Raw genomic sequence first — 12,354 nt, 5'->3', positions numbered from 1 at the left:
ACGACGGCCGGCACCGGTGCGACCCCGCTGGTCGCGATCGCGGTGGCGACGATGCCGCCCTGCGAGTGGCCAACGGGGACCACCGGCTCGCCGCTCTTCCACCCGGCGCGTTTCAGCGCCTCGATGGCCGCCCGCGTCGAGCCCGCAGAGCCGCCCGCCACGCCGACGACGTTCGAGGTGTCGTCCCACGGCTCGGTGCCAGGCTCGAGCGACCAGTCGATCGTGCCGGCGGAATAGACGACCCAGTGATGCTCGCCGTCGGGAAGCGTGTACTTCTCGACCCGCAGCTGCGGCTGCCCCGCCTGCGCCGGGGGAATCCGCTTCGCAAGGTCGCCGAACCCACCGGGCGCCCGGTCTATGCGCGGCGCCGACGCGGTCACCGGGCTCGCCGTCACCGCGGTCTCCTCCAGCGCATCGCCCGGCAGGGCGCGCACGAGCACCACGAGCCCCGGCAGATTCACCGCGTCGGCGAGGTGGCGCAGCGCGGCGACGATCTGCGGGTCCCCGACCGTCAACGCGGAGTGCTGCGCCGCACTGACGCCGAGCGCGACCAGCAGCGCTCCGAGCTCGGGCACCGGCCCCGCCAGCCGTGCGAGCAGTTGCTGCTGCGCGAGCACGACCCGCTCGGCCCAGCCGTATGCCTCGGCGGCGGCCTCGAGCTCGCACGCGAGCAGCTCGGCCTCGCGCACAGCGTCGGCGAGCTCGTTCTCGGCCCGCGCGAGCACCTGGGCGGCGGCGCCGGTCGCGAGCTCCGTGCACGCGAGCGCGGCGCGCACCTGGCCGTGAATGCCGTCGACCCGCTGCGCGACCTCGCGCAGCTCGCGGCGCGCGCCGAGCAGGTCTTCGGTCTCTACGGCGACGCTTCCCCCGCCCGAGACCTCGAGCGTCACAGCTCTGCCTCGGCGGCGGCGAGCGCCGCCCACGCAGCGTCGATGCGCTCGCGCAAGCCGTCGATGCGCAGCCGGAAGGCCCACCCGGCCGGCCCTGCCCACAGCCCGCGGTCGGGCAGCAGGCGATACACCGGCAGGAGCTCGGCCTCGGCGGCGCGCACGCGAGCGCGCAACGCAGCGCGCTGCCGCTCGTGCTCGGCGGACAACACGGTCATGATCAATCCACTCCCGGCGCGGGGTGGAAGACCAGGCTGCCAGGAGCCGCGGGCAGCGGGAATGCCCGGGCGCGGCATCCGTGCACAATCGCAGCCCGCATCGCCCTGTGCAGGGCGAGATCCCCAGCGCAGTGCGGCAGAATGGCTCGCGTGACGTTCGCCTCGCCCGCAGATGACGAGGTCGCCCCCGACCTCTTCCGGGTGTGCTTCGTCTGCAGCGGGAACATCTGCCGCTCGCCCATGGCCGAGGTCGTCTTCCGCGACCTCGCCGAGAAGGCCGGCATCGGGCACCGCATCGCCTCGAGCTCGGCCGGCACGGGCGACTGGCACGTCGGCGAGCCCGCCGACCGACGCACCGTCGCCGCCCTGCACCGCCGCGGCTACGACGGGGCGATGCACCGGGCGCGCCAGTTCGACCCCGAGTGGTTCGACGAGCTCGACCTCGTCGTCGCTCTCGACCACAGTCACAAGCGCATCCTCGACCACTGGGCGGGAACGCCCGACAACCAGGCCAAGATCGCGCTGCTGATGAGCTTCGCTCCGCACCACGGCGACGCTCTCGATGTGCCTGACCCGTATTACTCCGACGACGCCATGTTCGACAGCGTGCTCGATCTCGTCGAGCGCTCCTGCGCCGGCCTCGTGCACCAGCTCGAACCGGCCCTCAAGCACGAACACCGCCGCTGAGGCGGCAGATGACAAGGAACCGCACCAGAGACATGAACGATCAGCTGCCCGCCCTGCCCCCTCAGCCCATCAGCCCGCTCGACGGGCGCTACCGCGCCGCCGTCTCGGCGCTCGGCGACCATCTCTCCGAGGCGGGCCTCAACCGGGCGCGCGTGCACGTCGAGGTCGAGTGGCTCATCTACCTCACCTCGCACTCGATGTTCGGCTCGTCGCCGCTCGAGTCCGAGCACGTGCAGCAGCTGCGCGCCTTCGCCGCGAACTTCGGCGACCTCGAGATCAACGCCCTGGCCGAGATCGAGGCGAGGACCCGCCACGACGTGAAGGCCGTGGAGTACCTGATCCGCGGCGAGCTCGATCGCCTCGGGCTGAACGGCATCGCCGAGCTCACGCACTTCGCGTGCACCAGCGAAGACATCAACAACCTCTCCTACGCGCTCACCGTGAAGGCCGCGGTCGAGCAGATCTGGCTGCCCAAGCTGCGCCGCGTCATCGACACGCTCGCCGCGCTCGCCCACGAGCACAAGGACGCCGCGATGCTCTCGCGCACCCACGGACAGCCGGCGACGCCGACGACCATGGGCAAGGAGCTCGCGGTCTTCGTCTACCGCCTGCAGCGGGTCGTCGCGCAGCTCGAGCGTTCCGACTACCTCGGCAAGTTCAGCGGAGCCACCGGCACCTTCGCGGCCCACCTCGCCGCCGACCCGCGCGCCGACTGGCCCGCGATCAGCCGCGAGTTCGTCGAAGGGCTCGGGCTCACCTGGAATCCGCTGACGACGCAGATCGAGTCCCACGACTGGCAGGCAGAGGTCTACGGCAAGGCGGCGCACGCGAACCGCATCCTGCACAACCTCGCCACCGACATCTGGACGTACATCTCGCTCGGCTACTTCCGGCAGATCCCCGTGCCCGGCGCGACGGGCTCGTCGACCATGCCGCACAAGATCAACCCGATCCGCTTCGAGAACGCCGAGGCGAACCTCGAGCTGTCGTCGGCGCTGCTCGACGCGCTGTCCGCCACGCTCGTCACCTCGCGCCTGCAGCGGGACCTCACGGATTCCACCACCCAGCGCAACATCGGCGTCGCCTTCGGCCACTCGCTGCTCGCCCTCGACAACCTCGAGCGGGGGCTCGGCGAGATCGCGCTCGACCCCGAGGCGCTCGCGGCCGACCTCGACACGAATTGGGAGGTGCTCGCCGAGGCGATCCAGACCGTCATCCGCGCCGAGGTCACCGCCGGCCGCTCGACGATCGCCGACCCCTATGCCGTGCTGAAGGAGCTGACCCGCGGCCACCGCGTCGGGCCGGCCGAGCTCGCCGAGTTCGTGCAGGGCCTCGAGATCGGCGACGAGGCGAAGGCACGGCTCATCGCGCTGACGCCGGCCACCTACATCGGCGTCGCGCCCCAGCTGCTGCGCTTCCTCGACTGAGCGGCCGGATGTCCCGGGGCCAGTGCCCTAGGGTCAGTGCCCCGGGCTCGGCGCCCCGGGCTCAGTGCCCGCGCGGGGCGCCCGCCTCGTCGTCGGGCTTCGGCTTGTCGAGCAGCACGGGGCGCGAGCCGCCGTTCGCGGCATCCTGCTCGGCGATGTCGGCCTGCTCGTCCTCGGTGGGCTTGATCGACTGCACGAAGAGCGCGGTGATCACGAGCGCAACGATGAAGACGACGCCGAGGCCGATGACGGCGACGACCCAGCTGCGGGATGCGACGAGCATGACCACGCCCGCGAACAGCGCGAGCACCGCCGAACCGCCCACCAGCTCGGCGGGGCGCAGCACCTCACGGCGCGAAGGCTGGCGGGAGGCGGGGGTGCGGGACTTGCGGGCGCTCATGCGTGGGACTCCGAGGTTTCGTCGGCGGCCCCCGCGGGCTGAGCCCACTTGAGCGAGAACGCGCCGATCGCGAGGTAGACGCCGATGACGATGGCGTAGGCGCCGAACAGGCCGACGGCGAGTCGGTGCTCGGGCGGAATGACGAGGTAGACGATCGCGAGGACGACGGTCGCGCCCCCGACCAGCAGCCGGTCGCGCGCGGCGGCGGCGTCAGCAGGAACGCGTCGTGCGCGCCAGCCGCCGTACAGCTCTGCGGCACCGGTCAGCAGCGCCCAGACGCTCACGCTGTAGAGCAGGTCGCCGAGTCCGCCCGCATGCACGATCAGCGCGACGACTCCCGCGGCGACTCCGATGATGCCCTGCACCAGCCAGACCGTGCGGCTGCCTGCATCCGTCGCGAAGAAGAACGCGCACACCGCGAGCCCGCTCACGATCGCGAACGACGCGAACATGGCGATGCCGTAGGCCGCCGTGTGGTCCTGATCGAGGGTGATCACGAACCCCGCCGCGAAGGCGATGACGGCACGCACAAGCTGAAGAAGCCAGTACCGGCCAAGCACGTGAATAGCCCTGCTTTCGGATTCGAAGGGGATCGACTCCTCAGTCTAGTTGCGGCGCTCTTGTGGCTTTTCTGAACGGATGCCGCATCGCGACGGCCGCGCCCGACTCAGTTCCCGACTCAGTTCCCGTGCGGCTGGATCACGACGATCGGCGCCGTGCCGGTCGTCGGCGTCGGGTCGTCGGCCGCGAGCGTCGGAATCGACGCGGTCATGACCGACCCGTCGGGCCGCAGCTCGCCCTTGATCGCGCTCGCGCTCGGGGTGCCGTGCCTGATCGGGCCCTGCCCGTCGAGCGGGATGAGCCGCGGCTCGCCCGGGCGCACGAAGAACGTCTCGCCGCGCACCGTTACCTCGACGCCCTCGCCCTCCTCGATGCGCAGCTGGACGCTCTCGCGGCGCAGCTCGACGCGCAGCCGGCTGCCCTTCACGGTGAGGCGGTAGCGGATGCCCTCCCACTCGTTCGGAAGGCGGGGGTCCATGCTGAGCTTGCCGAGGTAGTCGCGCACGCCGCCGAAGCCCCACACCAGCGAGCCCCAGACGCCGCCCGTCGACGCCACGTGCACGCCGTCGACCGCGTTGTTGTGCAGGTCTGCGAGGTCGACGTAGACCGCGTCGAGGAAGTAGTCGACGGCGAGCTGGCCGTAGCCGACCTCGGCGGCGATGATCGACTGGGCAACGGCCGACAGCGTCGAGTCACCCGTGGTCAGCGGGTCGTAGTACTCGAAGTCGGCGAGCTTCTGCTCGGCCGAGAACTCGTCGCCCTGCAGCACGAGCGCGAGCACGACGTCGGCCTGCTTGAGCACCTGGAAGCGGTAGATGACGAGCGGGTGGTAGTGCAGCAGCAGCGGCAGCTTCTCCTGCGGGGTGTTCGGCAGGTCCCAGAGCTCCTTCTCGAGGAAGTCCGCGTCCTGAGGGTTGATGCCGAGGCTCTCGTCGTAGGGAATGTGCATCGCCTCGGCCGCGCGCACCCACTCGGCGACCTCGTCGTCGGTCAGCCCGAGCCGGTTCACGACGCGGCGGTAGGCGCTGGGGTCGCGCTCCTTCACGGCCCGCACGGCCCGCACGGCCGCGCGCAGGTTCCCGCGCGCCATGACGTTCGTGTACAGGTTGTCGTTCACCACCGTCGTGTACTCGTCGGGCCCCGTCACGCCGTGGATGTGGAAGATCTCGCCGCCGTTGTAGCGCCAGAAGCCGAGGTCGGCCCACATGCGCGCGGTCTCGATGAGGATGTCGATGCCCTCGGAGTCGAGGAACGCATCGTCACCGCTCGCGTTCACGTACTGCACGAGCGCATACGAGATGTCGGCGTCGATGTGGTACTGCGCGGTGCCCGCCGCGTAATAGGCCGAGGATTCCTGACCGTTGATGGTCCGCCACGGGAAGAGCGCACCGCGCTGACTCAGCTCGCCCGCGCGCGCCCTGGCGTCGTCGAGGATGCTGTGCCGGTAGCGCAGCGCGTTCCGCGCAGCGGTCGGCTGCGTGTAGCTGAGGAACGGCAGGACGTAGATCTCCATGTCCCAGAAGTAGTGGCCGCCGTAGCCCGAACCGCTCACGCCCTTGGCGGGGATGCCGAGGCCGTCGGCGCGCGCCGTCGCCTGCGCGAGCTGGAACAGGTTCCAGCGCACGGCCTGCTGCTCGGCGGGGCGGCCGAACACCTCGACGTCGCTCTTCGCCCAGAAGTCGTCGAGCCAGATGCGCTGGTCCTCGTAGAGCTGCTCGATGCCGCGCTCGCGCACTCGGTCGAGCGTTCGGTCGCATCGGTCGGCGAGCTCGCGCACGGGAACCGCGTGCGAGGTGTGGTAGCTCAGCAGCTTGACGAGGCGGATCGGCACGCCGGCCTTCGCCTCGACGCGGTACTCCTGCTTCGCGAGGTCGTCCTCGAGGGTGTACGACTGCGTGACCTCGTTGTCGGTCTCGACGATGTGGTCGGCCGCGACCGCGATGGTCATGCGCGAGTTGGTGCAGCGGTAGCCGAGCAGGCTGCGGCCGCCCGAGTTCCGCTTCAGCCGCGGCTGCAGCACGCGCTCGGCGAACGACTCCGCCTTGCGCGGGTCGAAGCCGGCGTCGCCGAGGGCGGCGCCGCCGATGCCGTATTCGTCCTTGCGGTCCTGGCGGTTGATCACCTGGCTCGAGAGCACGACCGAGGCATCCGCATCGAGCACCGTGACCTCGTAGTCGACGACCGCCAGGTGCCGGTCGGTGAACGACGCGAAGCGGCGCGAGGTGATCTGCACGCGGCGCCCCGAGGGCGTGCGCCACTCGAGGTCGCGCGTCAGAACGCCGTTGACGAAGTCGAGGCGGCGCTCGTACGACAGCAGCTCTGCCTCGGAGATCTTGAAGGGCACGTCGTCGACATAGACGCGGATCACCTTCGCGTCGGGCGCGTTGACGATCGTCTGGCCGACGTGCGCGAAGCCGAAGGCGTCCTCGGCGTGGCGGATCGGCCACGTCTCGTGGAAGCCGTTCACGAAGGTGCCCTGCGTGACGCCTTCACGCGCCTCTTCGTAGTTCCCGCGCAGCCCGATGTAGCCGTTGCCGACCGAGAACAGAGTCTCGGTCCGGCCGAGGTCGGCGATGGAGAGCTCGCTCTCCACCAGAGCCCACTCGTCGATCGGGAAGCGATCGCGATCCAGAGGGTCGGCGGCAGGTCGTCTCATTGCTCTTCCTCAGTCTCCGTTCGGGCTCAGGCGGTCTGCGTCGGGGTGATGCTCTTCCAAGTCTCGACGAGTTCGGCGAGGTCTTCGACCACCACGTCGGCGCCTTCGCGCAGCAGCGCATCGCGGCCGGTGCCGCGGTCGACTCCGACGACGATGAACCCGCCGGCGCGCCCCGCGGCGACGCCCGAGGTGGCGTCCTCGACGACGACGGCGTGTGCGGCATCCGTACCCAGCGCGTGCGCGGCGTACTCATAGGTCGCAGGCGACGGCTTCCCTGCGAGGTTCTGCGCGCGTGCGACCTTCCCGTCGACGACCGTGACGAAGCGGTCGGCGAGCCCCGCTGCGTTGAGGACGTCGACCGCGTTCGCCGACGACGACACGACGGCCGAGCGGATGCCTGACGCGTCGACCGCGTCGAGGAACTCGATCGACCCGGGGTACGGGGTGACGCCCTCCTCAGCGAGCACCCGATTGAACTCGAGGTTCTTGCGGTTGCCGAGGCCGCAGACGGTTTCGACGTCGGGGCCGTCGCTGAGGTCGCCCTCGGGAAGCACGATGCCGTGGGCGGCCAGCTCGTCGCGCACGCCGTCATAGCGCGGCTTGCCATCGATGTGGTCGAAGTAGTCGGCCTCGGTGTACGGCCCGGCGCCGACCTTGGCGAGGTACTCCTGGAAGAGCAGGGCCCACGCCCGACGGTGCACCTCGGCGGTCGGCGTGAGCACCCCGTCGAGGTCGAACAGCACGGCGCGTACGTCAGCGAACAGTTCAGCCCCAGCCACGTTCCGAGCGTAGCGAGAGTTGTCACGCCCAGGCACCCTGCAATGAGATCGTCACAAGCCGGGCCCGCCGCGCGGCCGAGGCCGAGAGCCGGCGGTGCGCCGAGGTCTCGCGTGAGCCCGTCATCGATCCTGCACGCACCGCGCGAGTCGAGGGTGCGCGCTACATCGCCGCCATGTCGGCGAAGCGGGAGTAGGCGCCCTGGAAGGCGACCGCCACGTCGCGAGTCGGGCCGTTGCGGTGCTTGGCCACGATGAGGTCGGCCTCGCCGGCGCGGGGGCTCTCGCGGTCGTAGGCGTCTTCGCGGTGCAGCAGGATCACCATGTCGGCGTCCTGCTCGATGGAGCCGGACTCACGCAGATCAGACAGGGCCGGGCGCTTGTCGGTGCGCTGCTCGGGGCCGCGGTTGAGCTGCGACAGCGCAATGACCGGAACCTGCAGCTCTTTGGCGAGCAGCTTGAGCGCACGCGAGAACTCTGAGACCTCTTGCTGGCGCGACTCGACGCGCTTGCCGCTCGTCATCAGCTGCAGGTAGTCGATGACTACCATCTTGAGGCCGACGCGCTGCTTGAGGCGGCGACACTTCGCGCGGATCTCGACCAGCGTCATGTTCGGGCTGTCGTCGATATACAGCGGCGCATCGTTGATGCGGCCGCGCGTCGAGGCGAGCTTCGTCCAGTCGGACTGCTCAAGGCGCCCCTTGCGCAGCACGTGCAGGGGCAGCGAGCCTTCGGCCGAGAGCAGGCGCATCGCGATCTCGGCCCGGCCCATCTCGAGACTGAAGAACACCGTGGGCATGTCGTTCTTCACGGCGGCGCTGCGCGCGAAGTCGAGCGCGAGCGTCGACTTTCCCATGGCGGGGCGGGCCGCGACGACGATCATCTGGCCCGGGTGCAGACCGTTCGTGAGCTCGTCGAGCTCGGCGAAGCCCGTGGGCACGCCCGTCATGGTGCCGTCTTTGTGGCTGGCGGCGTCGATCTCGTCGCTGGCGGCGTCGATCGCGACGTTCAGCGGCACATAGTCTTCGCTGTCGTTCGTGTTGGTGAGGTCGTAGACCTCGGCCTGGGCGCGGTTGACGAGGTCGGCCACTTCGCCCTCTGCCGCATAGCCGTATTGAGCGATGCGCTCGCCGGCCGTGACCAGCCCGCGCAGCACCGCCTTCTCTGAGACGATCTGCGCATAGAAGCCGGCGTTCGCGGCCGTAGGCACCACACTCGTGAGCGTGTGCAGGTATTCCACGCCGCCCGCCCGCTGAAGCTCGCCGGTCTTGATCAGCTCGTCGGTCACCGCGACGACATCGGTCGGCTCGCCGTGCGAATAGAGCCGGAGCACCGCCTCGTAGATGACCTCGTGCTTCGGCAGGTAGAAGTCCTTGCTGCGCACGACCTCGACGACGTCGGCCACCGCGTCTTTGCTGAGCAGCATGCCGCCGAGGGTGCTCTGCTCTGCCAGCTCGTCGTAGGGAGGAGTGCGGGCACCGGGGTACCCGCCCGACTCACCCCCGCGGCCACCGCGGTCGTCGCGACGGTCGTCGCGACGCTCGTCCAAGTGTGCGATCGACAAGCCGTCTCCTTTGCATTTTCGGCGCGCTGAACTGTCTGGCCGTCACTCTTGTGGCAACCACCGACATCGGGGCGAGCGAAGGTGCGGGGAATCCCTGCGGCACCGTGTGCTCGCCCCCGCCTCAACGCGGCTCTGGCCACCCTAGGGAAGCCCTGGTGCCGATTCAAGACGGCCTGTGGATAAGGCTGGGGACGAGGAGTGCGAAACGCCGTGCACCATGTGGACGACCGCTGTGGAAAACTGTGGACGGGGAAAAGTCTTGGCGCCGCAATTCGCACCTGACCAGGGATTTCGAATTCCCCACCCTGTGTGTAGAAAGTTGTTTAGAGTGCCGGTCGAGGGTTTGCATTTCGGGCGTGTTGCCTGTGCACAAGGCTGTTGAAAACGGCCCCTTAAATGGCGATAGCGGCGGGACGGATCCCGCCGCTATCGGCAATAGTGCACCTTGCGGTTACTTGGCCGCAACCACCTTCAGGGTGATCGTGGCGACGATGTCGTCACGCAGCTTCACAATGGCCTCGTGAGTGCCGGTGCTCTTGATCGGGGCGACCAGCTCGACGCGGCGCTTGTCGACCGCGCCGATGCCCGCCGCCTCGACCGCCGCGGCGATGTCGCCCGGCTTCACCGAGCCGAACAGACGGCCCTCGGCGCCCGCCTTGACGGTGAGCGTCACGACGTTGGCCTTGAGCTTCGCGGCGAGGTCCTGCGCCTCTTCGATACTCGCGTGCTCGCGAGCCGCACGGGCGGCCTTGATGGCCTCGACCTGCTTCTCGCCGCCGCGGGTCCACGGGGTGGCGAAACCCTGCGGTACGAGGTAGTTGCGGGCGTAGCCGTTCTTGACCTCGACGACGTCACCGGCCGAACCGAGACCGGACACTTCGTGGGTGAGGATGACCTTAGACATGGGTTTCCTCCTTAGCGGCCGGCGCCGGCGTAGGGGAGCAGTGCCATCTCACGGGCGTTCTTGATCGCCTTCGCGATCAGACGCTGCTCCTGAACCGACACGCCGGTGATGCGGCGGGCGCGGATCTTGCCGCGCTCAGAGATGAACTTGCGCAGGGTTGCGACGTCCTTGTAGTCGATGACACCGACGGTCACGGACTTCGCCGGGGCGGCGTTCTTGCCGTCCTTACCCTTGCGGATCGGCTTGCGGCGGTCGCCGCTCGACTTTCCAGCCATGAGTGAATTCCTTAGTTGATGAAGAGTGTTTAGAAGGGCGTGTCGTCGCTGTAGCCGCCCGGGGCCGACCACGGGTCGTTCGACGGGGCGTCGACCGGGGCCGCGGGAGCCCACGGCTCCTCTGCTCCGCCGCCGTTGCCGCCGAAGTTCGAACCGCCGCGGGGGCCGCCCGACGACTGCGCCCGCGTCACCGACGCGGTCGCGTAACGCAGCGAAGGACCGATCTCGTCGACCTCGAGCTCGATGGAGACTCGGTTATTGCCGTCACGGTCCTGGTAGTTGCGCTGCTTGAGACGCCCGGTAGCGATGACCCGGGAACCCTTGGTCAGTGAACCCGCGACGTGCTCGGCGAACTCGCGCCAGACGCTCGCGCGCAGGAACAGCGCCTCACCGTCCTTCCACTCGTTGCTCGCTCGGTCGAACGTGCGGGGCGTGGAAGCGATGGTGAAGTTGGCGACCGCCAGACCGTTCTGCGTGTAGCGCAGCTCGGGGTCGCTGGTCAGGTTGCCGACCACGGTGATGATGGTCTCGCCGGCCATGGGACTAGGCGCCGACCTTCTCGGCGGCCGGGGTCTTGGCGGCCTTCGCGGCCTTGGCGGCCTCGACCTTGGCGACACGGGCCACGGCCTCTTCGGCGCGCAGGACCTTTGTGCGCAGAACGGCCTCGGACAGCTTCAGCTGGCGGTCGAGCTCTGCCGTGGCCTCGGGGGTCGCGTGGAAGTCGACGACGGCGTAGATGCCCTCGGCGCGCTTCTTGATCTCGTAGGCGAGACGGCGACGGCCCCAGACGTCGACCTTGTCGATCGTCCCGTTGTCGTTACGAACGACGTTGAGGAACTTGTCAAGGCTGGGAGCAACGGTGCGCTCATCGATCTCGGGATCGAGGATGACCATCAACTCGTACTGATGCATGACTAACCCACCTCCTCTGGACTCGAACGGCTGCAGTCTTTCTGCAGCAGGAGGGTATGTGCATCGTGTGGCGACCTCGCGGAAGAAGCCCGGAGGGCAGACCACAACCTGAATAGGATACCGGACGGAGGGTTGCGGGTGCGAATCGGTCTGGTGTCACTGCACACCTCACCCCTCGACACCCCCGGGCGCGGCGACGCGGGCGGCATGAACGTCGTCGTGCGGGCTCTCGCCGATGAGCTCGCGCTCGCGGGCCATCGCGTCGAAGTCCTGACCCGCGCGGCATCCGTCGCCGATCACGGGCGCATCGAAACGCTCGAATCCGGCGCACGCGTCCGCTTCCTCACCGCGGGCGAACCGTGCCCGCTCGCGAAGAGCGAGCTGCCCCGGGTCACCGATGAGTTCGCGCGGATGCTGCGCGAGCAGCCCCGCTTCGACGTGCTCCATTCGCACTACTGGCTCTCGGGCCGTGCGGCGCTGCCCGTTGCGCGCGACACGGGCGCGGCGCACGTGCTCAGCCTGCACACTCTCGCGGTCGTCAAGAACGCGCGGCTCGCGCCCGGCGACACGCCCGAGCCGCGTGAGCGGATCGATGCAGAGCGGATGCTGGCGTGCCGCTCCGAGGCCGTGATCGCCTCGACGCGCAGCGAGCGCGACGCGGTGATCGCGGCGTACGGCGCATCCCCACGCGCGGTCGAGGTGGTCACGCCCGGCGTCGACACCGGCACCTTCCGGCCGGCGCCCCGATCGCCGCTGCGCGACGAGTCGACCCCCAGTGCCGACAGACCGACACTCCTCGTCGTGGGGCGAATCCAGCCGCTCAAGGGCCAGGACCTCGCCATCCGCGCCCTCAGCCGCCTCGCACCCGGCATCCGGCCCCGACTGCTCATCGCGGGCGACGTGAGCGGCGCGGGGAACGAGCGCTACCGTGCCGAGCTCGAGCGGCTGATCGCCGAGCGCGGGCTGGTGGGCGACGTCGAGTTCGTGGGCGCTCTGGCGCGTCGCGAACTCGCGGCGCTCATCGCACGCAGCACCCTCGTGCTCGTGCCGAGCCGCTCGGAGACCTACGGCCTCGTCACGCTCGAGG

At 69.5% G+C, this 12,354-nt stretch carries 13 protein-coding genes and 1 pseudogene; 3 read left to right on the top strand and 11 right to left on the bottom strand.

Annotated features, from left to right (window positions below):
• Both ACM2XV_RS07820 and ACM2XV_RS07815 read right to left on the bottom strand, forming a co-directional pair.
• Positions 1-890 (bottom strand): annotated as a pseudogene (locus ACM2XV_RS07820) (hypothetical protein); the annotation flags it as partial.
• A complete protein-coding gene (locus ACM2XV_RS07815) occupies positions 887-1,105 on the bottom strand; it encodes a hypothetical protein (RefSeq protein ID WP_344775961.1) in 219 nt (72 codons plus the stop codon). The pseudogene ACM2XV_RS07820 and the gene ACM2XV_RS07815, both read right to left, overlap by 4 nt.
• A 240-nt stretch (positions 1,106-1,345) precedes the next feature.
• Between ACM2XV_RS07815 and ACM2XV_RS07810 the strand changes: the two genes are divergently transcribed.
• Both ACM2XV_RS07810 and purB read left to right on the top strand, forming a co-directional pair.
• Complete coding sequence (locus ACM2XV_RS07810) at positions 1,346-1,792, top strand: low molecular weight protein-tyrosine-phosphatase (RefSeq protein ID WP_486326950.1); 447 nt, start codon at positions 1,346-1,348, stop codon at positions 1,790-1,792.
• 44 nt (positions 1,793-1,836) lie between these two features.
• Complete coding sequence (gene purB / locus ACM2XV_RS07805) at positions 1,837-3,219, top strand: adenylosuccinate lyase (RefSeq protein WP_487026530.1); 1,383 nt, start codon at positions 1,837-1,839, stop codon at positions 3,217-3,219.
• A 61-nt stretch (positions 3,220-3,280) separates the two neighbouring features.
• Here purB and ACM2XV_RS07800 read toward each other — a convergent pair whose 3' ends face one another.
• The 9 genes from ACM2XV_RS07800 to rpsF form a co-directional block, all read right to left on the bottom strand.
• Positions 3,281-3,619 carry a hypothetical protein gene (locus tag ACM2XV_RS07800; RefSeq protein WP_487026529.1) on the bottom strand — a complete coding sequence of 113 codons (339 nt, stop codon included), beginning with the start codon at positions 3,617-3,619 and terminating at the stop codon, positions 3,281-3,283.
• Entirely contained in the window at positions 3,616-4,179 is a 564-nt protein-coding gene (locus ACM2XV_RS07795; RefSeq protein WP_487026528.1) for a DUF308 domain-containing protein, read from the bottom strand. The genes ACM2XV_RS07800 and ACM2XV_RS07795 overlap by 4 nt, the downstream gene beginning before the upstream one ends.
• A 119-nt stretch (positions 4,180-4,298) precedes the next feature.
• Positions 4,299-6,836: a glycoside hydrolase family 65 protein gene (locus ACM2XV_RS07790; protein WP_487026527.1), complete on the bottom strand. Its 2,538-nt coding sequence runs from the start codon at positions 6,834-6,836 to the stop codon at positions 4,299-4,301.
• Positions 6,837-6,862: 26 nt separating this feature from the next.
• Positions 6,863-7,615 (bottom strand): HAD family hydrolase, encoded by a 753-nt coding sequence (locus tag ACM2XV_RS07785; protein ID WP_487026526.1) that lies wholly within the window; start codon positions 7,613-7,615, stop codon positions 6,863-6,865.
• A 160-nt stretch (positions 7,616-7,775) separates the two neighbouring features.
• Positions 7,776-9,176, bottom strand: coding sequence for a replicative DNA helicase (gene dnaB / locus ACM2XV_RS07780; RefSeq protein WP_487026525.1), 1,401 nt, complete (start codon positions 9,174-9,176; stop codon positions 7,776-7,778).
• A gap of 451 nt (positions 9,177-9,627) precedes the next feature.
• Positions 9,628-10,080 carry a 50S ribosomal protein L9 gene (rplI, locus tag ACM2XV_RS07775; protein WP_344775927.1) on the bottom strand — a complete coding sequence of 151 codons (453 nt, stop codon included), beginning with the start codon at positions 10,078-10,080 and terminating at the stop codon, positions 9,628-9,630.
• Positions 10,081-10,091: 11 nt separating this feature from the next.
• A complete protein-coding gene (gene rpsR / locus ACM2XV_RS07770) occupies positions 10,092-10,355 on the bottom strand; it encodes a 30S ribosomal protein S18 (protein ID WP_120789059.1) in 264 nt (87 codons plus the stop codon).
• Positions 10,356-10,384: 29 nt separating this feature from the next.
• Positions 10,385-10,894 (bottom strand): single-stranded DNA-binding protein, encoded by a 510-nt coding sequence (locus ACM2XV_RS07765; RefSeq protein ID WP_344775925.1) that lies wholly within the window; start codon positions 10,892-10,894, stop codon positions 10,385-10,387.
• A 4-nt stretch (positions 10,895-10,898) separates the two neighbouring features.
• Positions 10,899-11,267, bottom strand: coding sequence for a 30S ribosomal protein S6 (gene rpsF, locus ACM2XV_RS07760; RefSeq protein WP_344775923.1), 369 nt, complete (start codon positions 11,265-11,267; stop codon positions 10,899-10,901).
• A 153-nt stretch (positions 11,268-11,420) separates the two neighbouring features.
• On the opposite strand from rpsF, the gene ACM2XV_RS07755 reads away from it, so the two are divergent.
• A partial coding sequence (locus tag ACM2XV_RS07755; protein WP_487026524.1) for a glycosyltransferase occupies positions 11,421-12,354 on the top strand: 934 nt, incomplete at its 3' end.

The organism is Gryllotalpicola sp. CP2-P1 (assembly GCF_057512245.1).
The sequence above is the reverse complement of the archived record's forward strand: the minus strand, read 5'-3'. Positions and strand labels throughout refer to the sequence as shown.

Coding starts and splice junctions, on each gene's coding strand:
- ACM2XV_RS07815 (WP_344775961.1), bottom strand. CDS start 1,105: ATGACCGTGTTGTCCGCCGAGCACGAGCGGCAGCGCGCTGCGTTGCGC.
- ACM2XV_RS07810 (WP_486326950.1), top strand. CDS start 1,346: ATGGCCGAGGTCGTCTTCCGCGACCTCGCCGAGAAGGCCGGCATCGGG.
- ACM2XV_RS07800 (WP_487026529.1), bottom strand. CDS start 3,619: ATGAGCGCCCGCAAGTCCCGCACCCCCGCCTCCCGCCAGCCTTCGCGC.
- ACM2XV_RS07790 (WP_487026527.1), bottom strand. CDS start 6,836: ATGAGACGACCTGCCGCCGACCCTCTGGATCGCGATCGCTTCCCGATC.
- rplI (WP_344775927.1), bottom strand. CDS start 10,080: ATGTCTAAGGTCATCCTCACCCACGAAGTGTCCGGTCTCGGTTCGGCC.
- rpsR (WP_120789059.1), bottom strand. CDS start 10,355: ATGGCTGGAAAGTCGAGCGGCGACCGCCGCAAGCCGATCCGCAAGGGT.
- ACM2XV_RS07765 (WP_344775925.1), bottom strand. CDS start 10,894: ATGGCCGGCGAGACCATCATCACCGTGGTCGGCAACCTGACCAGCGAC.
- rpsF (WP_344775923.1), bottom strand. CDS start 11,267: ATGCATCAGTACGAGTTGATGGTCATCCTCGATCCCGAGATCGATGAG.